The organism is Pseudomonas synxantha BG33R, assembly GCF_000263715.2.
Lineage (GTDB): Bacteria > Pseudomonadota > Gammaproteobacteria > Pseudomonadales > Pseudomonadaceae > Aquipseudomonas > Aquipseudomonas synxantha_A.
In genome coordinates this window covers 3791582-3814447 of the sequence record NZ_CM001514.1, presented here as the reverse complement: position 1 = coordinate 3814447, position 22866 = coordinate 3791582, and the positions used below count along the sequence as shown (strand labels likewise).

Annotated in this window: 22 protein-coding genes; 9 read left to right on the top strand and 13 right to left on the bottom strand. The window is 57.9% G+C overall.

Annotated elements, in window-relative coordinates; all coding sequences use genetic code 11:
• Window positions 1–47: 47 nt before the first annotated feature.
• Window positions 48–977 (bottom strand): DMT family transporter, encoded by a 930-nt coding sequence (locus PSEBG33_RS10900; protein WP_005789161.1) that lies wholly within the window; start codon window positions 975–977, stop codon window positions 48–50.
• Between the two features lie 92 nt (window positions 978–1069).
• On the opposite strand from PSEBG33_RS10900, the gene PSEBG33_RS10905 reads away from it, so the two are divergent.
• Window positions 1070–1633: a helix-turn-helix domain-containing protein gene (locus PSEBG33_RS10905; RefSeq protein WP_005789160.1), complete on the top strand. Its 564-nt coding sequence runs from the start codon at window positions 1070–1072 to the stop codon at window positions 1631–1633.
• A gap of 147 nt (window positions 1634–1780) precedes the next feature.
• Window positions 1781–2140: a hypothetical protein gene (locus tag PSEBG33_RS10910; protein WP_005789158.1), complete on the top strand. Its 360-nt coding sequence runs from the start codon at window positions 1781–1783 to the stop codon at window positions 2138–2140.
• Between the two features lie 56 nt (window positions 2141–2196).
• Here PSEBG33_RS10910 and PSEBG33_RS27460 read toward each other — a convergent pair whose 3' ends face one another.
• Entirely contained in the window at window positions 2197–2484 is a 288-nt protein-coding gene (locus PSEBG33_RS27460) for a hypothetical protein (RefSeq protein ID WP_032803606.1), read from the bottom strand.
• On the opposite strand from PSEBG33_RS27460, the gene PSEBG33_RS10915 reads away from it, so the two are divergent.
• Window positions 2483–3877 (top strand): FAD/NAD(P)-binding protein, encoded by a 1395-nt coding sequence (locus PSEBG33_RS10915; protein ID WP_005789157.1) that lies wholly within the window; start codon window positions 2483–2485, stop codon window positions 3875–3877. The two genes, PSEBG33_RS27460 and PSEBG33_RS10915, sit on opposite strands and share 2 nt — an antisense overlap.
• A gap of 168 nt (window positions 3878–4045) precedes the next feature.
• On the opposite strand, the gene PSEBG33_RS10920 is transcribed toward PSEBG33_RS10915, so the two are convergent.
• The 4 genes from PSEBG33_RS10920 to PSEBG33_RS10935 are packed head-to-tail and all read right to left on the bottom strand — an operon-like array spanning window position 4046 to window position 8663.
• A complete protein-coding gene (locus tag PSEBG33_RS10920) occupies window positions 4046–5299 on the bottom strand; it encodes an efflux RND transporter periplasmic adaptor subunit (protein WP_005789155.1) in 1254 nt (417 codons plus the stop codon).
• Entirely contained in the window at window positions 5289–6767 is a 1479-nt protein-coding gene (locus PSEBG33_RS10925) for a TolC family protein (RefSeq protein ID WP_005789153.1), read from the bottom strand. Before PSEBG33_RS10925 ends, PSEBG33_RS10920 begins: the two co-directional genes overlap by 11 nt.
• On the bottom strand, window positions 6760–7959 hold the full coding sequence (locus PSEBG33_RS10930) for an ABC transporter permease (protein ID WP_005789152.1): 1200 nt from the start codon (window positions 7957–7959) through the stop codon (window positions 6760–6762). The genes PSEBG33_RS10925 and PSEBG33_RS10930 overlap by 8 nt, the downstream gene beginning before the upstream one ends.
• A complete protein-coding gene (locus tag PSEBG33_RS10935; protein ID WP_032803604.1) occupies window positions 7956–8663 on the bottom strand; it encodes an ABC transporter ATP-binding protein in 708 nt (235 codons plus the stop codon). Before PSEBG33_RS10935 ends, PSEBG33_RS10930 begins: the two co-directional genes overlap by 4 nt.
• Before the next feature lie 356 nt (window positions 8664–9019).
• On the opposite strand from PSEBG33_RS10935, the gene PSEBG33_RS10940 reads away from it, so the two are divergent.
• Window positions 9020–9751 (top strand): TetR/AcrR family transcriptional regulator, encoded by a 732-nt coding sequence (locus PSEBG33_RS10940; RefSeq protein ID WP_005789149.1) that lies wholly within the window; start codon window positions 9020–9022, stop codon window positions 9749–9751.
• Between the two features lie 93 nt (window positions 9752–9844).
• Here the strand turns inward: PSEBG33_RS10940 and PSEBG33_RS28225 are convergent, their stop codons facing one another.
• The 3 genes from PSEBG33_RS28225 to PSEBG33_RS10950 form a co-directional block, all read right to left on the bottom strand.
• Window positions 9845–13525, bottom strand: coding sequence for a YncE family protein (locus PSEBG33_RS28225; protein WP_005789147.1), 3681 nt, complete (start codon window positions 13523–13525; stop codon window positions 9845–9847).
• A 288-nt stretch (window positions 13526–13813) separates the two neighbouring features.
• Window positions 13814–14875, bottom strand: a complete 1062-nt coding sequence (locus PSEBG33_RS10945; RefSeq protein ID WP_005789146.1) for an FUSC family protein — start codon at window positions 14873–14875, stop codon at window positions 13814–13816.
• Between the two features lie 163 nt (window positions 14876–15038).
• A complete protein-coding gene (locus tag PSEBG33_RS10950) occupies window positions 15039–16655 on the bottom strand; it encodes an NADP-dependent glyceraldehyde-3-phosphate dehydrogenase (RefSeq protein WP_005789144.1) in 1617 nt (538 codons plus the stop codon).
• Window positions 16656–16793: 138 nt separating this feature from the next.
• On the opposite strand from PSEBG33_RS10950, the gene PSEBG33_RS10955 reads away from it, so the two are divergent.
• Window positions 16794–17654, top strand: coding sequence for a Dyp-type peroxidase (locus tag PSEBG33_RS10955; protein ID WP_005789143.1), 861 nt, complete (start codon window positions 16794–16796; stop codon window positions 17652–17654).
• A gap of 31 nt (window positions 17655–17685) precedes the next feature.
• Here PSEBG33_RS10955 and PSEBG33_RS10960 read toward each other — a convergent pair whose 3' ends face one another.
• Window positions 17686–18207: a DUF3087 family protein gene (locus PSEBG33_RS10960; RefSeq protein ID WP_005789141.1), complete on the bottom strand. Its 522-nt coding sequence runs from the start codon at window positions 18205–18207 to the stop codon at window positions 17686–17688.
• 115 nt (window positions 18208–18322) lie between these two features.
• Between PSEBG33_RS10960 and PSEBG33_RS10965 the strand changes: the two genes are divergently transcribed.
• Together PSEBG33_RS10965 and PSEBG33_RS10970 are read left to right on the top strand one after the other, a co-directional pair.
• Window positions 18323–18502 carry a hypothetical protein gene (locus PSEBG33_RS10965; protein ID WP_005789140.1) on the top strand — a complete coding sequence of 60 codons (180 nt, stop codon included), beginning with the start codon at window positions 18323–18325 and terminating at the stop codon, window positions 18500–18502.
• Between the two features lie 12 nt (window positions 18503–18514).
• Window positions 18515–18709: a DUF6021 family protein gene (locus PSEBG33_RS10970; protein WP_005789138.1), complete on the top strand. Its 195-nt coding sequence runs from the start codon at window positions 18515–18517 to the stop codon at window positions 18707–18709.
• Window positions 18710–18739: 30 nt separating this feature from the next.
• Here the strand turns inward: PSEBG33_RS10970 and PSEBG33_RS10975 are convergent, their stop codons facing one another.
• A complete protein-coding gene (locus PSEBG33_RS10975) occupies window positions 18740–18976 on the bottom strand; it encodes a DUF6555 family protein (RefSeq protein WP_005789137.1) in 237 nt (78 codons plus the stop codon).
• A gap of 120 nt (window positions 18977–19096) precedes the next feature.
• On the opposite strand from PSEBG33_RS10975, the gene PSEBG33_RS10980 reads away from it, so the two are divergent.
• Window positions 19097–19930, top strand: coding sequence for an arylamine N-acetyltransferase family protein (locus tag PSEBG33_RS10980; protein ID WP_005789135.1), 834 nt, complete (start codon window positions 19097–19099; stop codon window positions 19928–19930).
• Between the two features lie 125 nt (window positions 19931–20055).
• Window positions 20056–20808 carry an outer membrane beta-barrel protein gene (locus tag PSEBG33_RS10985; protein ID WP_005789133.1) on the top strand — a complete coding sequence of 251 codons (753 nt, stop codon included), beginning with the start codon at window positions 20056–20058 and terminating at the stop codon, window positions 20806–20808.
• Window positions 20809–20959: 151 nt separating this feature from the next.
• On the opposite strand, the gene PSEBG33_RS28835 is transcribed toward PSEBG33_RS10985, so the two are convergent.
• Complete coding sequence (locus PSEBG33_RS28835) at window positions 20960–22177, bottom strand: MFS transporter (protein ID WP_232289385.1); 1218 nt, start codon at window positions 22175–22177, stop codon at window positions 20960–20962.
• Entirely contained in the window at window positions 22161–22619 is a 459-nt protein-coding gene (locus tag PSEBG33_RS28830; protein ID WP_081883337.1) for a carbamoyltransferase C-terminal domain-containing protein, read from the bottom strand. Before PSEBG33_RS28830 ends, PSEBG33_RS28835 begins: the two co-directional genes overlap by 17 nt.
• Between the last annotated feature and the right edge of the window lie 247 nt (window positions 22620–22866).

Below are 22866 nucleotides of genomic sequence, written 5' to 3'. Positions count from 1 at the left end.
GGGCTTGCCCGCGATGACGATAGAGCAGGCGCCACAGCATTTGCAGATTATCCCTGACGCTCCTGTTCCAGGGCATCGGCGAGTTCAACTGCCTTCTGCCCCTTCGTCTTCATCTCACTCACAATCACCGCCACCACAATCAACACCGCCCCGACCATTGCAATCGGCGGGAAGCGCTCCCCGGCAATCCGCCCGACCACGCCTGCCCACACCGGCTCGCCGGCATAGATCAGGGTAGCCCGGGTTGGCGAAACACTTTGCTGTGCCCAGTTCATCGCCACCTGGATCACCGCACTGGTCAAGCCCAGACCCACGGCACTGAACAGCAGCAACCACGAAAAGCCCGGCAACGCCTCGCCCATCGGCACCACCATCATGAACGACAGCACCGAAGCGGTGGCCAATTGCACAATGGTCACCCGGCGAATATCCACTTGGCCGGCAAATGCGCTGATCAAAATGATCTCGGCCGCTATTGCCACGGCACCGATCAGCGTGGCGATTTCACCCGGGCTGAAATTCAGCGAGGCCCCCGCCGGTCCGGTCAACAGCATCAACCCGGCAAATGCCAGCATGATGCCGATGCTGGGCATCAAGCCGGGGCGACGGCCCAGCACCAGCCACTGCAACAGCGGTACAAACGGTACATACAAGGCGGTGATAAACGCCGATTGGCTGCTCAAGATGCTTTGCAGGCCGATGGTCTGCAAACCGTAGCCGAACATGATCGCCACCCCGATAAACACCCCGGCCTTCAATTCGAACAGGGTCAGGTCGCGCAGGGTGCGCAAGGAAAAGAACCCCACCACAAGCGTCGCCGCCGCGAAGCGCAGCCCCACAAAAAACATCGGCCCGCTGACGGTCATGGCGTGCTGCACCAGCAAAAAGGTGCCGCCCCAGATCATGGTGATCACCACCAGGATGCATTCGGCTTTACTGAAACGGTTGAAACGCGAAGGGGAGTTCGGGGCGGTCATGGCGGCTCGGTCTTGCAAGGGGAAGGCACGGACCGCACAATGCGCCGCACGCTGGGCAGTATACTGCGCACACCCACCTATTGAGCAATATAGTGCACAAAGAAAATCCACAACGGGCTTCGGTCCTGCAGCATGTCAGCCAGAACGTTCGTCGCCTGCGCCATGCAGCGGACCTGAGCCAGACCGCGCTCTCGGAAAAATCCGGTGTCAGCCGGCGCATGCTGGTGGCGATTGAAGCGGGGGAGAAGAACGTCAGCTTGTCCACCCTCGACCGCGTGGCCGAAGCGCTGGAGGTGGCGTTCAGCGACTTGATCCAGGCACCGGATGCGCCTGACCATAGTCGTATCAATGAGCTGGCTTGGGCCGGCGATATACCCGGCAGCAAAGCCGTACTGCTCGCCAAAGCCAACGCCCGGCGCGAAGTGGAATTGTGGGAGATGCGCCTGGAGCCGGGGGATCGCTACAGCCCCGAGCCGGACCCGGAAGGTTGGAGTGTGCAGTTGTTCGTGTATGAAGGTGCATTGACCCTGATTCTCGACGACAAAGAACACACCGTCGCGGCCGGTGAGTTCTACATGTTCGCCAGCCGCCAATCCCACGGCTATCGCAATGAGGGTGATGTGGCGGTGCGATTTGTTCGTAATGTGGTGATCTGACCGGGCCGTCAACTGGTTTATACCTGTTAGTTTTCACAGTAGAGCAAACCTGAAAATACATGTTTACTCCATTCGCCCGCCAGTGAGTCTTGAGTTGCTTCGGCAATTTGGGCGACGCCAGCGTTATCAGAAAATGGAGATTTCAAGATGATCACGAAACTGCACAAAGTTGTTACGGTCACCAGCGCCTCGATCAATCCACCCTACATTCAGGAAGCCGTCGGCACGGTTATTCATCTTACTGCTGTAGTAAACGGCGGCACTTATGTAGTCGACGCTTACGAAGGGATGGAAGAGGGTGATCTGTTGACGGTGTTCTACAAGAGCAGCATTGACGAGTGGAAGGCATTTTATGTGGTGAGCGCCAGCGACGTTGGTCGGCCAATTATTTTCATGCTGCCGGCGGAGGCGTTCGTTCTAGGGGCGGCGTCAGCCCGTTACATGATCACTTCCCCCTCGGGTAATGTGGTGCAATCCCCTGTCGCAGAGTATGAGGTCATACGCTGAACCGCTTTCTTAGCAGTTAAAACCGTAGGCGCTTACCAGCGCCTTCGGTTTGTGCGTCACGAGTCTAATTGCTTAAACTTGCGGAGCTGGAAACAACAGTGGGTCTCCATCGACCGATAGGTCCGGTTGACGGCATCGCTGATATTGCAGGTCACTGAACCTGTTGCGTTGGCCTTGCGCCGTTTCGTCGTGCCTTTGACTTTCATATCGCCATTTGTAAGGGTGACGATTCGTGTACCACTTTGCGCTTTATTGAGGTGTACTGTCTCCTCGGCGGGGTCCAAAGTAACCGGCACACTTGCGCTGGAGGCAGTATAGGGACGGAATGTGAGGCGAACCTGCATGAGTGAATCCTCCCACAACGCTGATGTACTGATTATCGGCGGTGGCCTGAGCGGCACGATGCTCGCCGTGCAGCTGCTGCGCCTGCCGGGCACGCGGCGCATCCTGGTGATCGAGCCGCGTGCTGAGCTGGGGCGCGGCGAGGCCTACAGCGCAGTCGAGCTGGGCCACACCTTGAACGGCAATGCGGCGCGCATGAGTGTAGACCCGGACAATGCCGACGACCTGACCCAATGGCTCACCGACTACATCGCCGGCGGTGAGTGGCCGGAGTCGGACCAGCAGCACGTGCCGGTCAGCGAACTGTTCCCGCCGCGGGGGATTTTCGGGCTGTATGCGCAACAGCGCCTGGCCGAGGCCAAGGCGCTATCCACTTCGATCGTCGAGCATATCCGTGCTGAAGGGGTCGACCTGCAAGTCGATGCAACGTCGACGCGGGTCACCCTCGATAATGGCGAGCAACTGCGTGGCTCCTTCGCGGTCTTGGCCACCGGCATGTTTCCGGCAGCGCGCACGCCACAGACCGAGTCCACTGGGCTGAACGCCGCCGCGCTGGATCCCTGGGACGTGCAGTCCATGACTCAGCTCGACCCGCAATCAACGGTGCTGATCATCGGCTCCGGGTTGACCATGGTCGATGCCGTGGTCTCACTGGAACAGGCTGGGCATCGCGGCCCTGTCGAGATTTTTTCACGCCACGGCCTGTTGCCCCATGTGCGGCGGCAACCACCGGGTTGGGACGACTTCCTGGCCGCGGACCACCGCCTGCGTAGCCCGCGGCAATTGCTGCGCGAGGTGCGACGCCAATGTCGGTTCGCGCTGGCGCAAGGCATCGACTGGCAGGCGCCGCTGGACACTGTGCGCGGGCACATCGCACGCTTGTGGAGCCAGGCCAGTGAAATTCAGAAGCGCCAGTTCGTGCGACATGTGCGGCCATGGTGGGAAAGCCATCACCACCGCTCGCCACCGTTGAGTGCGCAGTTGGTGGCGCGCTTGCAGGAAGAAGGGCGGTTGCGGATACGTGCGGCGTCGTTCAAGGGGCTGGTGCCTGCGGATGAGGGGGTTGCCATTGCGGTGCGCTATCGTGGCGAGCAGGGGATCACACAGGTTTCGGGAGCGGCGCTGATCAACTCCAGCGGCATCGAGTACGACTGGCGCCGCGTGGCCCGGCCGTTGCCGCAGCAATTGCTCAAGCGCGGGTTGATCCAGCCCGGGCCGTTGGCGTTGGGGATTGCGGCGCATGCGCACGGTGCAGTGTTGGATGCCCAAGGCCAGGTCAGCCAGCGACTATTTGCCATGGGGCCGCCGTTGCGGGGCATGTGGTGGGAGAGCACGGCGGTGACGGATGTGGCGCTTCAGGCCAAGGCACTGGCAACCAAGCTCACACAGATCTAAGTGGGGGAGGTGAGCAAGCCCTGATCCGCGAAGTGAACGTCAATGCTTAAAGCAACGAAAATCAAATGTGGGAGGGGGCTTGCTCCCGATGAGGGCGTGTCAGTAAATACATTTGTGGCTGATGCACCGCTATCGGGAGCAAGCCCCCTCCCACAGGTTGATATGCGCTTATCTTGAGGTTTTCACAAAGCCTGGCTTGAGTCCAAATACCTCAACGCCCTGGGGCGTCGATTGCCCGGTGGTGACCTTCACCCGCTCTACCGGTTTATCCATCGCTGGTCGGTACTCCACCGTCATATCTGCCTGGATCGCCTGACTGGGAATCACGAGCGCCTGGTCATTGTTGTAGGTGACGATGGTCAGCCGCGCACTCATGCCCAGACGCACCCGTTGCAGCTGTTGCGGTGTCAGCTTGGGGATCGACAGGGTCACCGGAAACTGCGCGCTGCCCTGGTTGTCGCTGGCGATGGCCAAGCCACTGACCACGCTGACTGAGCCGGTCAGCCGTTCGCCGTCAAATCCATCGCCCATTACTTCCACCGCCTGGCCCTGGTGCAATTGGTTGATGTCCAGTTCGGAGACCTTGGCGACGATTTTCAGCCGCTCGATATTGGCCAGGCCAAACAGCACCTGACCCTGGCTGACCTTGCTGCCGGCCTGTACCGGCGCGTTGTTGTTGCCACCCCCTTGGGCGGTGTTGCTGCTGCCGGGCGCGGGCACCACGATACCGGAGAACGGTGCCTTGACCTCCTTGCCTTCAAGGAGTTTTTGCAAGGCTTGGTATTTTACCGTGGCATTGGTCAGCTCCATTTCGGCAATCTGTCGGTATTCGCCTCTGCCTTGGTCCTGGGCCTGTTGCAGTTCGCTGCGCGCCGCTGCCAGGTCGAGTTGCTGCTGTTGGGTTTGCTGCTTGAGATCGTCCAGCTCGTTGCGCGGAATGATGCCGCGCTTGAACAGGTTTTCGCTTTCGGTGAGCTTGCGTTGGGTGTTGCCAGCGGTCATTTCAGCGGTGCGCAAGCTGCGGCGGGCACGGCTGACGGCGGGGCTGCTGTCCCAGTCCTGCATTTCCTGTACGGCACGCCGGGCCTTGAGCTGGGCGGAGAGGGCGTCGCGCAACTGCACTTCCAGAGTCGCCGGGTCCATGCGCAACAGCACCTGGCCGGCCTCGACGCGCTGGCCTTGTTCGACCAGGTTGGCCAACACGTTGCCGTCGAACGGCGCCGTGAGGGTGACGGTAGTGTCGGGCTCGATCTTGCCCACCAGGCCGATCTGGTGCACCAGCGGGTCGGGTTTTACCTCCAGCCATTGCTCGGCGGTGCTGGCCTGTTCGACGCTGCTGCGTTGGTTGAGCAGGCTGACTGCCGCGCCTGCCAGCAGCACGATCAAGGCGACGGCCAGCAAGCGTTTTTGATTAGTAGTCATTGAGTGCGATTTCCCAACTTTCCAGCGTCATGCCCAGGGTCAGATCGAGCTGGGTCTGGGCGTTCAAATAAGCGATCAGCGCGTTGAGCTGGGCGTTTTCGGCGTTGCGCAGGTCGGTTTCGAAGCTCAACACCTGGAAGTTAGTGGAGCGCCCGGCACTGAGTTTTTCCCGTTCGATTTCGATCTTGCGCCGTGACAACTCCACGGCACGCTTGGAAATTTCATATTGGCGCCAGCGGGTGCCGAGGTCACGCACCACGTTGTTGACGTTGCGCTCCAGCTCCTGGCGCGCATCGGTAATGCGGATTTCCTGGTCCTCGACGTTCACTCGTGCACGTACCTCGGCCTGGCGCGTGCTGATGTCGCCAATGGGGATCTGCACCTGCACCCCGGCGTAGCTGTCCCAGGTACGGTTATTGTCATGGCCGTTGTTGTTGTCGGTGGCGGCGCGTACCTGGTTGGCGCCGGCCACCAGGTCCACTTGCCAGCGCCCGGAGTCCTTGGCGATCACCAGGTTGAGGTCGGCCTGTTGGCTGCCGAGCAGGGCGGCGAGGTATTCCGGTTGCTGGTTTTGCGCCAGGTTGAAGGCTTGGCGTTGGTCGATTTCCATGAGGTTGGCCTCCAGGGCTTCGGTGGCGCGCACCGGTGTCGACAGGTCCAGCGCCAGCAGGCGCAGCAAGGCCAGGCGGCTGTTGTCCAGTTGATTGCGAGCTTCTTCCACGCCCAACTGCTGGGTGGCGATGTCGGCTTCGGTTTGGACGATCTCGAACTCGGCCATGCGCCCGGCGCTGATCAGTGCCTTGTTCACGTCCAGCAAGGTGTTGGAGCGCTTGAGCGCGTCCTGCACGATCACCAGTTGTTCCTGGGCACGCAGCAGTTCGCGGTAGGTGGCGATGATCTGGCTGATGGTTTGCGCCACGGTGGCCTTGAGGTTCAGGCGGTTGGCCTGCTCGGCCAGGCGCGACAGGCGCAGCGGCGCGGTGGTGGCGTCCCAGCCGGCGCCGCGCATCAGCGGTTGGATGATCGCCAGGTCGAGCCCGTCGCTGCGGTAACGGCCGGCGCGGTTGGCGTTGTTCAACTGCTGGGTCCAGGCCATGCTCAAGCGCGTGCCGTATTCGCCGAGCAGGCTGCTGGTCGGCGCCAGATTGGCGTTGCGCACGTTGTCCTGGGAGCCACGGGAGGTACGGTAGTTACTGTTGAGGGTCAGCTTGGGGTTGAACACGTCCTCGGCGACACGCAGGTCAAACTTCTGCGCCACCCGTTGCAGGTAGGCGCTACGTATCGCCGGGTTGTTGCGCAGGCCCAGGTACACCGCGTCACCCAGGGTCATGCTGGTGGCCTGGGCATTCAGCGACACGCCGCGCTCGTAGCCGCTGCGGGTGCTGCTGGGCGCCGAAGGGTTGATAACCATCTCGGCAGTCATGCCCGGCAGGCTGATCAGCAGAAGGAGCAGCCCGCACTTATTCATCGCGCAGGGCCTCCACCGGCTGTAACCGCGAGGCCGAGACCGCCGGGTAGATGCCAAAGAACAAACCTACCAGTAACGTACTGCCCACCCCCAGGGGCAGGGCGGCCACCGCCAGGGCAAATGCCCAGCCCGACAGCCACGCATACAGCCAGGCGGCGGTCATGCCCAGCACCGCACCGCACAGCGCACCCACGGCGGTGAGCGTGACGGCTTCGAGCAGGAACAGGTTACGGATATCGCGCTGACGTGCGCCCAGGGCCATGCGGATGCCGATCTCGCGACGGCGCTCGGACACATTCATCAGCATCACGTTCATCACCCCGACACCGCCGCCCACCAGGGAAATCGCGCCAAGGGCCAGCAGCAGGTAGGCGAAGGTGCGACTTTGGCGCGTCATGCCGTCGATCATCTGCTGGGGCACCGTGATATTGACGTCGTGGTCGCTGAGTTGGGGTTGCAGCGCAGCGGCGGCGTCCCTCGCGATACGCTCTATGTCCTGCCCTGGCGCTGCACGGATGATCACATTGCTGATCTGCGGGCTGGCATAGATGCGACGCATACCTTCGGCCGGAATAAACAACGACTCGTTGGCCTGCACTGGCATCAGCATGGCCCGGGGTTGGTCGTGCAGGATGCCCACGATCAGAAACAGGTAGTCGTTGATGCGCACGCGGTCGCCCAGTTGCAGTGGGTCGCCCGGCGCACTGAGGGCCTGGGCAAGTGGGTCACCAATCACAGCGAAAGTTTCGCTGGCGTCGAAGGCCGACAGGAAGCGCCCCTCGCGCACGGCCAGGCGCATGGCGGCCTGTATACCCGGCGTGCTGCCGACCAGGTTGGCATTAGTGGTGCGTCCATGAAACACAATGGGCCCGCTGAACAGGCTGAGCGCGCCGATATGGGCAATGCCCGGTACGGCCAGGCGTACGGCGTCGAGGTCGAGTTGGGTACGCATCGGCACATTGCTGCTGCCCTTGGGCGGGAACTGCGCGATGAGGGTATCGGTGCCCATGTCCTTGAAGATCATCGCGGCATCCACCGCCGCGTTGTGGCCGATATTGATCAGCGCCACTACCGAGGAACTGCCGATCACAATGCCCAGCAGCGCCAGGATCGAACGTTTGCCCAGGGTCCGCAGGCTGATCAAGGCTTCATGCAGCAGTTGGCTGAGGCTCTGCTCGACCCGCAGGCTCATAGGCGCCCGGCCTCGTGCACCACACCGTTGCGCACCAGGATCTTGCGCTCCAGGCGCTCGGCAATGTGGGCGTCGTGGGTGACGATGATCAGCGTCACCTGCTGCTCACGGTTGAGGCTCAGCAGCAGGTCCATGATTTCCTGTGCGGTGGCGCTGTCGAGGTTGCCGGTGGGTTCGTCGGCGAGGATCACCGAGGGTTTGCCGACCAGTGCGCGGGCAATGGCGACGCGCTGACGCTGGCCGCCGGAGAGGTCGGCCGGGCGATGGTGGGCGCGCTCGGCCAGGCCGACTTGATCGAGCATACGCTGGGCCTGTTCCACCGATTCATGCCGCGATACGCCGCGATAACTCAAGGGCAGCGCGACGTTGTCCAGGGCGCTCAGGCGTGGCAGCAGGTTGAAGCTCTGGAACACAAAACCGATCTGCTGGTTGCGGATCGCGGCCAGTTCGTCGGGCGTGGCGTTGAAAATATCGTGACCGGCAAAGTGGTATTGGCCGCAGTTGGGCAGGTCCAGCAGGCCGAGGATATTGAGCAGGGTGCTCTTGCCGGAACCGGAGGCACCGAGGATGCCGCAGCTGTCACCGCGAGCGATGGACAGGCACACGTCATTGAGAATGCTCAGTTCCTGCCCGGCGAGCTGATAGCGCTTGCCGATGCCTTGCAGGGAGATCAAGCCGGGTTGCGTGGGGGTGTCTGTCATCATGACTACGCCTGCAGTCACGACGGTACTGCCATGCCCCCGGAAAATCCTTGTAACAAGTTCGGGAGCTGCCTGTACGCGTCACGGACTGGTTTTATTTCTTGTTTTTAAAATATTGTTTGAATAGTACCTGCGTTCAATCTGCTTCGCCAGCCATGGATGTAGAGCGGTTTTACCCTTTGAAACGTTTTGCCGAATGCAGGTTTCGGACCGGTAGAAATGCTTTCAATCGGTCTCGATAGCCCGGTTATACAGGCTTTTAGTGATATGGCGGAGTGTCACTACTTGCTTTCGCCGGGCCGCCCCGGTATAAAAAATCAAATTATTTTTTAAAACAATATTTCCGCCGTGGAACCCTTATGGTCGCGAAGAAACTCAGCGCTCCAAACGTTACCAAGACTCGATTGCTGGATGCGACAGAGGCCCTCTTCATCAAGTACGGCTACGACGCCGTGTTGCTACGCCAGATAACCGAACGCGCCCAGGTCAACCTGGCGGCGGTGAACTACCACTTCGGGGACAAGGACTCCCTGATGAAAACCCTGCTGATGCAACGTCTGGAGCCGCTCAACGAGCAGCGCCTGGAACTGCTGGCGCGCTGCGAAGCCGAGTCCGATGGCCCGCTGGATTGCGACACGCTGCTCGGCGTGCTGTTTGCCCCGGCCATGGGCCTGGAGCGCAGCGATCCGGCCAGCGGGGAAGGGCGTTCGTTCATTCGCTTCCTTGGCCGGGTCTACAGCGACACCTCGCCGTTCATTCAGGAATACCTCAAGGTGCATTACCAGCCGGTTTTCCAGCGGTTCTTCGAAGCCTTCGCCCTGGCCTTGCCGGATTTGCCGCGTAATGAGCTGGGCGTGCGCCTGCAATTTGCCCTCAAGGCCATTTCCGGGGTCATGGCCGGCACCGAACTGCGCCTGCTGATGAACTCCATGAGCCTGGGCCGCCCGGCGACGGATGCGGAGGTGATGGCGAAGTTGATTACCTTGGTGTCGGCGGCGATTCGAGTGCCGCAGCAAAGCCCGGAAGCTGAAACCGCGTTGGCCAAGGTGCTGGATACTCAACGGGCGATTCGTGAACAAGCGGTACGCTGACCCGGTGTGAGCTAACTCTTGCCTATCAGGTGTAGCAGACATGAAAAAAGCCCTGAACCAATCAGGGCTTTTTCATTGGTGATGCTTGCGTTGTTAAAGATCCACAATGGTGACGGTATTGCTTCCGGAGTTAGCGACAAACATCCTCGTTCCCTCTGAGTTGACCACAATAGCTCTGGGTTGGTCGAAGCCTTCGAGGGTGTTGATGAGTTCGAATGTTTCGCTGTCGTACAACTTTACCGTATTGCCAGATCTTTCGGTCACATAGATAACGCCAGTGCGGGGGTTGGCCGCTACACCCCATGGAGTTTTGAGGCCGTCAATGCTTCTAATAGTTGTCGGGACATTAGTGCTGTTATCGAGAACCAGTAGTTTATTGGCATCGGCTACCGTAGCGTAAAGCCTTGAGTTGACTGGGCTGTGAGCAAAGGCGGTGAGTACCCCTCCTGGAGACGGCCCAGAACCGAAGTCCGCATACGTAATTGCATTGTGAACTCTCATACTCGTGGATCCCCACGTTCCATAAGTAATGGTTGACTGTCTATTGAGCCCTAGTGCCGGGGCATGGATAGTGCTACCGCTCGATTCGTATGCATTGAAGTGAGCCGTGACCGTGTTAGAGGCAGTACTTATTACTGAAGAGGTATGATTGTACCAAGGAGTGCCTGCGGTTCTAATGAAGTAGTAGGCGCTGCTTCCGGCATATATTTTCGTTCCGTCGTTATTGATGCATAGCTCACCAGTTTGGTAAGTGGCTATCGCTTTTATTGTTGCCCAAGAACTGGTATTCAATACCAGTACGTCGTTCAAAAAATTGGGCGCTTGGTATCTGGCATTGGAAATACTTACATAAAGCACGTTGCCGTCAGGTTTTAGCGCCACTCCGCGCGGTTGATATGAGAGCGGATGGGTACTGATAACTTCACCCCCATCTGCATCGAATACGGTAATGCCATAGCCGCCAGTTCCCGTGCTGGCAACGTACACCCGTTTATCATCCGAGCTAATGGCAAGGTATGTCGGCCCATTCCTGACCGTTACGTTGCCCACGATTTCCCCTGATAATTTTTTTATTGTATAGCTCACAGGCTTCAACGGTTGTGCTGAGGCCTTGTCGTCATGTTCTTCCAAGTTTACAAATACATGCACGTCCAGTGGGTCACCCTCTTTCAATGAGCGCAGATAACTCGATGGTATTTCTGCGCTGATCAGTTTGGCGTTGGCCTCACCAGGGCTCACCACTGCGCCGGTTCGTAGTTCATGGTATTGGCTACTGCACAAGTCAATATAAACGGGCTGTCCAGCTTTCATGAACCGCCATCCCCGCACTTCTATGCGATGGGATTTACTGGTATCGATCACACCGGAGGGCGCACTGGGCACACTCACCAAATTCCACTCTTGCGCTGACAGTGCCTGGATCATCAATGTCAACTCATCGGACTTGGTGGTCTTGCTGGTCTCGATAAGGTTGTAATAAATCGTGCATTTATCGGCCAGATACGCTGCCACAAAAGCATGTGGCACGGTGAAGCTGACGTAGTTTTCTCCAGGTTCGGGCGTGGCGGGTTTGGCCGGAATATTCGGCATGCCGACACCCGGCTTGCCGACGATGAACACTTTGATATCCGACCCAGGAGGGAACTTGTCCGATACCACGCGAATAGTCACCACCGGTCGATTAGGCGGCAGCACGTGCAATGGGTCCAGGCTGGCCTGGTCCGGGCCTGTCGGCGTCGCCTCGAGCACGGTGGGGGCTTTCAGTTCGAGCTTGGAGCCCACCTTTATGTTCACCGCGTGAGAAAACCGCGTCAGTACGTTTTCGCGCCAGCGCGTGTAGTAGATGCGCATGGTCTTGTCGATATTGGCAAGGATGTAGCTACGCTCCAGTTTGAAGCGCAGATCTCGCCCGACCCATTGACGCCGTATCGGAAACGCCTGCGCAGGTGCTGTTCCGCCAGGCGCGCTGCCCTCACAGTAAAGCGTCACGATATCGTTGAGCAGAAAGTCAGGGTTACTCTTGACCACGATATTGGCGTGCTCGGTGGATTGTTCGGGGTCGAATTGATACAGCGGCGCCGGCGCTTCCATGACCTCAGGCTCCGGCAATGAGGCCACTGCGTTGCCGACGTTGACTGTCACGTCCATTGAAGTGCGCACGTCATCCCCATTGTCCACCTGATAAAGAAGCCTGAGTGTGCCGCCTTCAAGACCGGCAATCACGCCGTTCGGGCCGTTGGCAATGGGAAATAACACATCGCCCCCTCCCGCAGATTCGTAGATTTCGTCGTAGTAGCGAGTGCCGTTGGCTTTCGTGCCCTCGAGGATCAGAATCACCAGATCAAAGGGGTCCTGGCCCAGTTCGGGGTACGCCCTGACAACAATGTTAACAAGCGGTGATTGTGGGTCGAGGACGCCGCCGGGCGCTTCCAGCACTACGGGTGGCGGCAGGCGCATATCGATGGGCGTACCGATGACATTAAAGATGTTGCCGTCGGAGTAACGGTTGGGCACGTCGCTGCGAATGCGCTCATAGGACAGCTGGAACTGCCCGCTGATAAGGGGGCGCAGGTCGGCATTCGGGAAGGGCAGGGTGATAAAGCTCAGTGAGGTAAGCGGTGGAGAGTTGTAGGTGGTGGTGATAACGCCACCGCTCGAACGGCCCTTGACGGTTACACGCACAACATCCTCAAGGGCAAAGTCCGGGCCTGGGGTGTTAATAAAGATGGTTGCATCGCGCCCATTGAGTTGATCGTGGTCAAGGGTATTGTTCGGGGCTTCGAGCACAAGCGCTTTGGGTAAGAGCGGCTCAGCCCCGTCGTCAAGCCTGACATTCAACAGCAGCGCCGGTGACCAGCCGAGGGACGCGTTGCCGACCTCGTCGATGATTTCATATTCACACACATGGGAACCACTGCGTACCTGCTTCCAGAAGCCATCATAAAGCGTGAAGGTGATGTCTTCACGTCCGGAGGCTTGGCTTTCGGTGAGCGGAAGGATGGGCGCCGCGATCCCATTAATGCGCAAGCGAATACGGTCACGTGTGGCCCGGTAGGTGCTGGGTTCCTGGGTCGCATCGACCGGGTAGAACTTGAAGGTAACCGGTACCCCCTTGTGTGCGTCGGCCTGCGTCACTCCAAAAATGATGATGTGCTCAGGGAACACCGGAATCGGCAGGTTTTCGTTTTGCAGCGTACTGCCGATCGGGTTGCGACCAGCGGGGGCCACGGTATCGACCTTCAGATTGAAGTGTTTGGTTTCTTTGGGCGTGCCACCGAGGCGAGTCACTCTCATGAACACCGGGTTGACCGGACCATCAGGAAGACGGGTTCGAGGGATGTACAACGGAATCATACGACTCTTGTCGACGTCATCCTGGGTGACGTTATAGGTCGCGACAGGGATTAGCAGGTCTTCGCTGAACAGCTCTACGAAGTCGTCCTTAGCCATATTCAGGTAGGCCAACAGGTTGCACAACAGCCCCAGGTCCCGATGAACCTCCAGAGCCGCTTTGTTTATGCCACCATCGAAGCCGACGACTGTTTGCGTCAAGCCCGGAATATAGAGGGGCAACACCTCGAACGGCACGTTTTTAAAGCTATCGGAGGTGATGGTGCCCTGGATTGACTGTGGCGGTAGGAAGTAGCTGCGGTTAAGGGGCCGGGGGCCGGACAGGTCAATGGCCTCTTCTGCCGACTCTGACAATTGCCCTGAGTCGATCACGGGCAATGGCGCGGCGTTTGTGACGACTGAAAGGTCAGTGTTTTGGCTCATGGAAAAATCCCTCCGCAAATTAATTAGCTCACTGGAGGAATTAAGCGTCTCGGAAGACGAATGGGATAGCTGTGAGAAATGACAGTGGCGACGAATGGTCTGGATAAAGAAACACTGATTGCCATAGTGCAGGCAAAAAAAAGCCCGCTGGGGCGGCGGGCTTGATATGCAACGTTTGTAACGGATGAGGCTTTACCCTACGTTCTGGGATGTGAACAAATCGTGAAAAATATGTAAGAGAAAGTGTGAATGTGTGACGGCCATAAAATAGTCGAGGCGTTCACCTATTCAGATCTTCCAGCGGCCAGCGCTTTTGGCCAAGCGTTGACGCATCGCATCGACATTCGCTGCCAATTGCACCGTCAATAATCGATACCCATCCAGCGCACTGTAAACCGGCGCATCCAATGCAGACTCACTGCCAGCTCTGGGGCCTGTGCGCTCCAAGCGCTCGGTGACCCCCGATTTCAACGCCCGCGCCATCCCCACCAACTGCACTCGAATCTGCCGGTGCTCGGCCTTGAGCATCACCTGCATCCGCGCCGTGGCCTGCTTGTCGCGCGGATCTGGCCGGGTATTGCCGAGAATCTCCAGGGTACTGATGCACATGCGCAGGTGACGCTGGATCGCGTCCAGTTCGGTCATGGAGATCCGCACTTCCTTGGACACCGACGGCATCAACGAGCGCAGTTGCAACATTGCTGCATTCAGGCGGTTGAGCAGCTTGAGGTGTTCATCATCGGTCACCGATTGGCCACCGATGATGCGGCTGTAGATCTGCGCGCAATCACGCAATGCACTGGCCAGGTTGTAGCGCCATGAGTACACCGCATACAGTGGCAGGGCGAAGGAGAAGGCCAGGGCCAGTACGATGCCGATCAGGATATCGACGGTACGCCACAAGCCATCAGAGATCGGATTGTCCCCGTGGCCGGCGACGATAAACACCGTGATCGCCGACAGCAGCGCGATGTAACCGCCCTTGCCGATGGCATGGTAGGAAAAGAACCCGCACACCACCGACATCAACAGATAGGTCAACAGTGGCAGGCCGAAGTAAGCCTGTTGCACCACCAGCAGTAAACCGACGCTGGCGCCGATCAAGGTGCCGTAAGCGCGCTCCACGGCTTTCTTGCCGATATTGCCATGGTGCTGCAAGCCGCCGATCACGATCAGCATGGTCACCGATGCCCATTCGCCGTGGGGCAGGCTCAGGCCGCTGGTGAGCAGGATGGTCGCCAGCAAACCGACGGATACGCGTGCAGCGTGGATCAGCTTGGCGTGGCGAAAACGCCGGTACGGGTCGAGCAGGGGGCGCAGTAGGCGCCGGGCAAAAATGGGCAGGTTCATCGGTATTGAAGTGGCCTCAAATGTATGAATGTGCTCGACTCAATGTGGGAGCTGGCTTGCCTGCGATAGCATCACCGCGACCTGACTGAAAGACCGAGGCGCCGGCATCGCAGGCAAGCCAGCTCCCACACTGACCTGTCTGCACATTGGAACGGGGTTGGCTTCAGAAAATGTAATCGGTCGTCAGGAAGCTCGAGTCACGGTTGCGCAGGATATCGCTGACCAACGCCTTGTTACTCTCCTGGAACTTGGTCGCCACCAGGGTGCGGATCGAAAACACGCGCAAGGCGTCATGCACCGACAGCGTTCCCTCGGCCGAGTTCTTGCGGCCGTTGAACGGAAAGGTGTCCGGCCCGCGCTGGCACTGGGCGTTGATATTGATGCGGCCGACCTGGTTGGCAAAGGTGTCCACCAGGCGCCCGACGGCGACGGGGTCGGTGCCGAAGATACTCAACTGCTGGCCAAAATCCGAGTCCAGCACGTAGTCGATCACGGTCTCCAGGTCACGGTAGGGCACGATCGGCACCACCGGGCCGAATTGCTCCTCATGGTAGACGCGCATCTGTGGGTTCACCGGGTACAGCACCGCCGGGTAGAAGAACGAACCACGGCTGCTGCCGCCCTCGCTATTGACCACCTGGGCGCCGTGTCGGGCGGCATCCGCCACCAGTTCGTTGAGGTAATCCACCTTGCCCACTTCCGGCAGTGGCGTCAGCGCCACGCCGTCTTCCCAGGGCATACCGGGCTTGAGCGTCGCGAGTTTGGCGTTGAATTTTTTGATAAAGCTATCGACGACATCTTCATGCACGAACAGGATCTTCAATGCAGTGCAACGCTGGCCGTTAAATGACAGCGAACCGGTGACCGCTTCACTCACCGCGTTATCCAGGTCCACCTCGGGCAGCACGATGCCGGGATTTTTCGCGTCCAGGCCCAGGGCGGCTCGCAAGCGGTGCGGCTTGGGGTGCAGCTTTTTCAGGTCGCTGGCGGCCTTGTTGGTGCCGATAAAGGCAAAGATGTCGATCTTGCCGCTGGCCATCAGCGCGCTCACGGTTTCGCGGCCGCTGCCGTAGATCACGTTGATCACCCCGGCCGGGAAGCTGTCGCGGAACGCCTCCAGCAAGGGGCGGATCAACAGCACACCGAGCTTGGCCGGTTTGAACACCACGGTATTGCCCATGATCAACGCCGGGATCAGTGTGGTGAAGGTCTCGTTCAACGGGTAGTTGTAAGGCCCCATGCACAGCGCCACGCCCAGCGGTACGCGGCGGATTTGCCCGAGTGTGTCCTGTTCCAGCTCGAAGCGGCTGCTACGGCGGTCGAGTTCCTTGAGGGCGTTGATGGTGTCGGTGATGTAGTCGCAGGTACGGTCGAATTCTTTCTGCGAGTCCTTGAGGTTCTTGCCGATTTCCCACATCAGCAGCTTCACCACCGCATCGCGCTGTTCGCGCATACGCCGCAAAAATGCCTCGACGTGCTGGATACGTTCGACAACGCGCATCGTCGGCCACTCACCCTGGCCGCGGTCATAGGCACGCACGGCGGCATCCAGGGCGGTGAGGGCGGTGTCGGCGTCCAGCAATGGCGTGCTGCCGATATGCACGCGTTCGTCGCCCAGTTGCACCGGGCTTTGCACGCGAGCGAGCGGGCCATTCCACACCCGCAGCTGGCCATCAACCAGATAGTCACGCTGCTCAATGGGCGCCGTCAGGCGAAATTGCTCGGGAATCTGGGCGACGGAAGTGGGAAACAGCTGGGCGAGCAGGTTGCTGGTGGTCATGTCGCTACCCCTGGAATAGTTGCAAAACATGACTAGAGAGTCACCCAACTAGCGGCTCTAAGGCAAGGCTTACGCGCATTGTTGTTCGCAGCGCGGTGCGCGCCGGGTAAACTGCGCGGCTTTTCAGAAGGAGTTCACATGAGTCAGTACCAGCCGGGCATTCTTGCCGCACCGGTGCCTTTGCAGGCCCGCCATCTGTTTTTCGCCCTCGATTCCCTGCAAGCCGTGCCCGCGGCGCTGGACGCGCTGGTGCAGTTGACGGATGCGGCGGCCGTGGTCGGTTTCGGTGATTCGCTGGTAAAGGCGCTGGGCGCCGAAATTGAAGGGCTGCGTGCATTCCCCGCCGTCAGCGGCCCTGGCGCTGACAACCCTTCGACTCAACAGGCGCTGTGGGTATGGCTGCATGGGGCGGATCGTGGCGAGTTGCTGCTGCGTAGTCGTGCCATCGAGAAAGCCCTGGCCCCGGCGTTTCGCCTGGTGCAATCGACTGAAGGCTTCCGCTACAAGACCGGTTTTGACCTGACCGACTACGAAGACGGCACCGAAAACCCTCACGACGATGCCGCCGTGGAGGCCGCCTTGACCGACAGCGGTGCCAGCTTTGCCGCCATCCAGCAATGGCAGCACGACCTCGACGGGTTCGCCGCGTTGCCTGCCCAGGAGCGTGATCACATCATCGGCCGCCGCCATGGCGACAACGAAGAACTCGACGACGCTCCGGAATCGGCCCACACCAAGCGCACAGCCCAGGAAAGCTTTACCCCGGAAGCCTTCGTGGTGCGCCGCTCGATGCCTTGGGCCGAGAATGGCCAGGCAGGATTGATGTTCCTCGCGTTTGGTCATTCCTTCGATGCATTTGAAGCGCAGTTGCGGCGTATGAGCGGGTTGGAGGATGGGATTGTCGATGGTTTGTACCGCATCAGTAAGCCATTGACCGGTGGCTATTACTGGTGTCCCCCGGTCAGGGAAGGGCGTCTGGACCTGAGTTTGGTTTGTTAACAGCCTTTTTGCTTGCTGCCTGAGGCACGTTTCAAGTGCTTTTGAGGGTTTCCAGCCACGCGGGGTCAAACCGTGTTTGCTCGGTATCGATCCCCAGGGCGTGCATCTTGGCCTTGTGTGCGTCAATCTCGCCGACCAGTTGCGCCTGGGCGCTGGAGTTGGCATCCAGCTCATGCATTTGCGTCAGCCCCAGGTGATAGAAACGCAACAGTTTGATGGCGGCCGGGTCGTTGGCTTGTACCCGCTCGGTGACCTTGTGCATTACGTTGGTCACGCTCATCAGGCTGCGCTTGAGCCGCCAGCCGTACACCGCCGGCGCGAGCCAGGGCTGGGACCAGAACGGGCCACGCACCAGTGCGACGGTGATCAACACCCCGGCAAATACACCGCCGACATTGAAGCGAAAGTTGTCCCCCCCAGGCTCACCAAACAGCATCACCGCCAGGCTCGACAGCAGCATGGCCAGGGCCAGGAACAGCACGGCCACGATCAGCGTGCTGCGGCGGGTCTGTTGACGGTAGGTGACAGGGTCGCAGGGTTTGAGCTCGAACATCCGGGTCAGGTCTCCAGAAAGGGCGGTCATCTTCTCATGCTTGCAGCAATGAAGTTGAACGATGACTGCGCACGGTTTCTCTAAACCTGTGAAGCCCCTCATGAGGTAAGCCATCATGTCTGAACACAAGCAGCCACCGCCAGGTACACCGGATCCGAACCGCACGCCGGGTGAGGAGGAGCGCGACAACGATGCTTTGCGCCCCAACGATCCCAAAGAGCGTGGCCCCGACAACGATGTCGAGCACGTCGAACAAGACCTGGAAAACCTCCACGACAAAGCGCGGCCGCTTTAGCAGGAGCATGTGATGAACAAACGTACCGATGGTCCCCACTCCAACGAGCACGCCAGTGGCAAGGATGAGCTGGGTTTCGACCCGGACTCGCCAGATGTGGCCGACCCTCAGGTCGACCCGGTAGGTCCGGCTATTGCGCCGCTGGATGAGAAAAAGTCATCTGAGAAAAAGCCGCCCTACGATCCGTTGGGCGACTTGAAGAAGTGAACCGAGCCCCGCCGTCGTGCGGGGCTTTGTTTATTTGGGTGGGGTCCAACTGACGTCGGTGATGCCGTATTTTTCCGCCCAGGGCCGGGTGGTTTTTTTCACTTGCTCGTGACCGACGCGGCCGATGCGGCTGACATGGGCAATGTCGGCATCAACGGCCGCCCAGTGCCAGGCTTCGGCGTTATTCATCACCTCGGCGCGCACCACGAAAGACTTGGGTTTACCGTGTAGCTGATAGTGGATGGTGTAGATTTTTGCGGTACTCATGTTGCCTCCCTGTCTTGTTATAGATGGATAGGCCAGCGTTCTAAAAGGTTCATTCAAAATGACAACGTACGCAGTGGCGCGGCATAGTGACGCTCTTGCCCTGCGCCCGAGGATCGCGCCATGCTCACACCCACGGATAGCCGCCTGTACCTGCAACGCCTGGGCTATGCCTCGCCACCGGCACCCACCTTGCAGACCCTGCGGGACTTGCAGCTACGCCATGTCTGCACCTTTGCCTTTGAAAGCCTGTCGACCCTGATGCACGCGTCGGTGCTGATTGACCTGCAAAGCGTCACACAGAAGGTGTTGCACCAAGGACGCGGCGGCTATTGCTATGAGTTGAACCAGCTGTTCCTGGCCTTGTTGCAGGAACTGGGCTATGAGGCTCGCGGCATCACCGGTCGTGTGGTGATTGGCGGGCCACCGGACGCCCACACCGGCCGTACTCACCGTCTAAGCCTGGTGACCCTCGACAGCGTGCGCTATATCACCGATGTCGGCTTCGGTGGCATGGTCCCCAGCAGCCCGTTGCAGCTGGACAACGAAGCGCCCCAGGCCACTGCCCATGAGCCTTTTCGCCTGACATGCAATCAGGGCAGCTACACATTGTGGGCCCAGGTCGGTGAAGAGTGGCGCGGCTTGTACGTGTTCGATCTGCAAGTGCAGGCAGATATCGACTACGAAATCGGCAACTGGTACGTCTCCACGCACCCGGGGTCGCCGTTCGTTGGGCAGTTGAAGGCCGCGCTGCTTGCCCCCGGTAAACGTCATACCTTGGCCAACGCCCACTATGCGCTTCATTACCTGGATCGGCCCAGTGAAAAGCGCACGCTTCAGAGTGCCGACGAGTTGCTGGCGCTATTGCACGACACGTTCGGGATTCAGCTGCCGGATCAGCCTCAACTTCGCGAAGCCGTTGAAAGCCTTATCCGCACGAATCCTGAAGAATATTGAGATAGAGCCTTCGCTGAACCGTTTTTTCTCCATTTTGGTGCAAATCCGTTCGAACTTTTTGCAAACGCCAAGGTTCGAACCGATTCCTGAATACTTTGCCCACCTTAAAATGGAGATGTAAAACGATGTCCAAACTATTCGGAAAATTTCTCAAGAACACCTCGTTGCTGGCCCTGGCAGCTGCGCCTGGCGTGGTGTTCGCTGCACCTTCCACCGACCCGATCTCCACGTTCGGGATCCTGGGCAGCTACAACGACTTCAAACTGGAAGGCGGTAGCGAAAGCGACAAGGACCACATGCCTGAAGCGGGCCTGTTCTATAACTTCGGCAACAAGCTCACCGCCGAATCCGGCTTCATCTACCAGGCCGGTATCGAAGCCAAGTACGGCGAAAAGAGCGATAACAAACTCAAGGAAGGCCAGGCTAACCTCGACCTCGGCTGGCGTGCCGCGCTGGATGCGCGCAACTTCGTCGACGTGATCGTAGGTGGTGGCTACACCTGGACCCGCTATGAGCCGGACACCAATGGCTACGATATGAAGCTGACCAACAAGTCGCCGTTTGCCAAGGCAGCCCTGGGCTACAACCACCAGTTCGATGACATGACCCTGCGCGTTGAAGCCGGCGCCCGTCACACCATCGACGGCCGTGCCAAACTCAAGGTAGACGGCGTTGGCAGCGACAGCGTGGACCTCAAGGACCGCACCAACCCTTATGCCGAAGTCAGCCTGCTGATGAACCAGAAGGGTGACCTGCCAGTGATGGCGGGCCTGTACTACACCCGCACCGAGTACAAGCTCGACGGCGATTCCTATGTGGCCGATAACACCAAGCTCAAGCGTGATGAGTATGGCTTCAAGGTCGGTATCGCATTCTGACGCTGTTTACGCTGTAAAAACGCCCCGAATGCTCGGGGCGTTTTTTGGGTGGGCCAGGCATGGCGCGTTGCGCGCAAGCCTACTCGATCTTGCACTTGATTAGATAACTTAAAGTAATAGGAGATTCACCGGATGATCGTTTGATGTGGCACTAACTAACAGGTGTGCGCGCTTGCTTTTTGTACAAATATAGATAGACCGCAATTGATACTGATGCAGTTAAAAAAGCCATGCATGCAGCCACAACAAAAGGTGCTGGGCGACCGCCTGCGATTATTAGCACTGTCCCTAAAGAAGGTCCGATTATAACGCATAGCATTTGGATGCTTCTGAAAGACATGGATACTCTTCCGATATTATTAGAAGGGCATAATTGTTGAAGAATTATATTTGACGATATGATTAGTATCTCATAACTAAAACCATTTACAAACCAAGCCAGCGGATAGAGATAGGCTCTTCCAGGTACTTGGAAAAATACTAAAATTGCGGTCAGGATTAATGCTGCAGAAAAAATAAATAATGCATGTGATCGAAGTAGAATCTCATCTATATTGCTCAATTTGAACTTCATCAACAATGCGGCACATATCGCGCCTCCGGCGGTTGCGGAAACGATCACTGAAAAATTAACTGGAGGTAAGCCTTCGTAGGCTAGAAAGGACGCCAGATGCGGGTCGTAAATTCCTAAAGCCAGCGATGTCAGTAGGGAGTATAAAAAGCCTATGCGTAGTTGAAAGGGCAAGGCTTTGAAAATAGAAAGTCCTCTTGTTATGTCGCGATAGAGTGGAAGGGTTTTCGTAGAAGAGTCATTAATTTGCGTTCGGAATGCCAGGCAAATAGACCTTAAGAGTGGAAGGGTTAATGAAATGGCGACAGCCGACAAAAAGAATAGATCCTTAGGTGATAATGCTGCCGTTAACACGCCTGCAAGTAATGGTGCAAGAATTTTGGAGGATTGATCAAATACACTGACGTGACTGAAAAATGATTTGCGCTCTTCGGCAAGTATCAGCTGCCGAACCATGATGGTTATCGAAGGGAAGTAAAATAGGTTTGACACGCCTTTGAATAAAACCAAAAACAAAAAACTCTGAAGGTCTGGAGACACTGCGAGTGCTACAGTAGATAGTGTGCGCAGTAAGGCACCAAATAATAGTGTTTTCCTTACGTCATGTCGATCTATCAGCGTTCCAACGATAGGGCCAAGAAACAACATTGGGGCACCCAGGCAAAAAGCCAGGAACGCTATCGATGAAGGAGAGGCATGCCATAGATAAACGGGAACCGTGAAGATCAAAAAAATATCAAGCCATAGTGATAGGCTGGATAGCGCTTGCACGTAAATAAGCTTACTTGACGTTTTCATCATGCCGATCTGAATTGAGAAAAAGTTTGTCTTCAAACACGAAGCCGTCGAGTCCATGTTCACTGGCGAATCGATACAGGTCGCTCAACCTATTTATAAAACCGCGGCCGTTAAAGTTCAGGGAAGTGTTACAAAGTACGCCGACTCCTGATATATCACGATAGGCGCTCAGTAACTGATGCATACGAAGATTCTGCGATTTATTGACTGATTGAGGGCGCGCTGAGTTATCAACGTGCGTCACGGCTGGAATTTTAGATGAAATAACTTTTCGAAATTCCAGCATGAAAGGGGAGGGGTTGGACGGGCGAAAGTATTCAGCCATACATTCTTCTAAGCATATAGGCGCAATGGGTCGAAACCCCTCGCGCTTCTTGATTTTATTCAATCTAATGAGGTTTTCTCTAGGGTAGGGCGCCGCAAAATTACTCGTCTCATATATAGTTCCTCAGGATTATTGCCTTCGCAGATTTGCGATGCACTTAAACCGTATGAGCGTCTATTGTGATTGTCAATATTATTTCTTGAGCTGTATTATTTTTCAGTTGAGTCTTCCTGTGTTTTTCCAGGTATTTATCGGATCGGTCTGATTGGCATTTCCTACATTTCGCTCCATCGTTGATTTCTAAAAGTATTGGTTCATATACAAGACTGTAATATCCAGTTGCATATAAGCCGACGTTCCGTTG

Excerpts from the sequence above, each read along its gene's own strand:
- PSEBG33_RS10900 (WP_005789161.1), bottom strand. The coding sequence starts at position 977 with ATGACCGCCCCGAACTCCCCTTCGCGTTTCAACCGTTTCAGTAAAGCC.
- PSEBG33_RS10910 (WP_005789158.1), top strand. The coding sequence starts at position 1,781 with ATGATCACGAAACTGCACAAAGTTGTTACGGTCACCAGCGCCTCGATC.
- PSEBG33_RS10915 (WP_005789157.1), top strand. The coding sequence starts at position 2,483 with ATGAGTGAATCCTCCCACAACGCTGATGTACTGATTATCGGCGGTGGC.
- PSEBG33_RS27460 (WP_032803606.1), bottom strand. The coding sequence starts at position 2,484 with ATGCAGGTTCGCCTCACATTCCGTCCCTATACTGCCTCCAGCGCAAGT.
- PSEBG33_RS10920 (WP_005789155.1), bottom strand. The coding sequence starts at position 5,299 with ATGACTACTAATCAAAAACGCTTGCTGGCCGTCGCCTTGATCGTGCTG.
- PSEBG33_RS10925 (WP_005789153.1), bottom strand. The coding sequence starts at position 6,767 with ATGAATAAGTGCGGGCTGCTCCTTCTGCTGATCAGCCTGCCGGGCATG.
- PSEBG33_RS10930 (WP_005789152.1), bottom strand. The coding sequence starts at position 7,959 with ATGAGCCTGCGGGTCGAGCAGAGCCTCAGCCAACTGCTGCATGAAGCC.
- PSEBG33_RS10935 (WP_032803604.1), bottom strand. The coding sequence starts at position 8,663 with ATGATGACAGACACCCCCACGCAACCCGGCTTGATCTCCCTGCAAGGC.
- PSEBG33_RS10940 (WP_005789149.1), top strand. The coding sequence starts at position 9,020 with ATGGTCGCGAAGAAACTCAGCGCTCCAAACGTTACCAAGACTCGATTG.
- PSEBG33_RS28225 (WP_005789147.1), bottom strand. The coding sequence starts at position 13,525 with ATGAGCCAAAACACTGACCTTTCAGTCGTCACAAACGCCGCGCCATTG.
- PSEBG33_RS10945 (WP_005789146.1), bottom strand. The coding sequence starts at position 14,875 with ATGAACCTGCCCATTTTTGCCCGGCGCCTACTGCGCCCCCTGCTCGAC.
- PSEBG33_RS10950 (WP_005789144.1), bottom strand. The coding sequence starts at position 16,655 with ATGACCACCAGCAACCTGCTCGCCCAGCTGTTTCCCACTTCCGTCGCC.
- PSEBG33_RS10955 (WP_005789143.1), top strand. The coding sequence starts at position 16,794 with ATGAGTCAGTACCAGCCGGGCATTCTTGCCGCACCGGTGCCTTTGCAG.
- PSEBG33_RS10960 (WP_005789141.1), bottom strand. The coding sequence starts at position 18,207 with ATGTTCGAGCTCAAACCCTGCGACCCTGTCACCTACCGTCAACAGACC.
- PSEBG33_RS10965 (WP_005789140.1), top strand. The coding sequence starts at position 18,323 with ATGTCTGAACACAAGCAGCCACCGCCAGGTACACCGGATCCGAACCGC.
- PSEBG33_RS10970 (WP_005789138.1), top strand. The coding sequence starts at position 18,515 with ATGAACAAACGTACCGATGGTCCCCACTCCAACGAGCACGCCAGTGGC.
- PSEBG33_RS10975 (WP_005789137.1), bottom strand. The coding sequence starts at position 18,976 with ATGAGTACCGCAAAAATCTACACCATCCACTATCAGCTACACGGTAAA.
- PSEBG33_RS10980 (WP_005789135.1), top strand. The coding sequence starts at position 19,097 with ATGCTCACACCCACGGATAGCCGCCTGTACCTGCAACGCCTGGGCTAT.
- PSEBG33_RS10985 (WP_005789133.1), top strand. The coding sequence starts at position 20,056 with ATGTCCAAACTATTCGGAAAATTTCTCAAGAACACCTCGTTGCTGGCC.
- PSEBG33_RS28835 (WP_232289385.1), bottom strand. The coding sequence starts at position 22,177 with ATGAAAACGTCAAGTAAGCTTATTTACGTGCAAGCGCTATCCAGCCTA.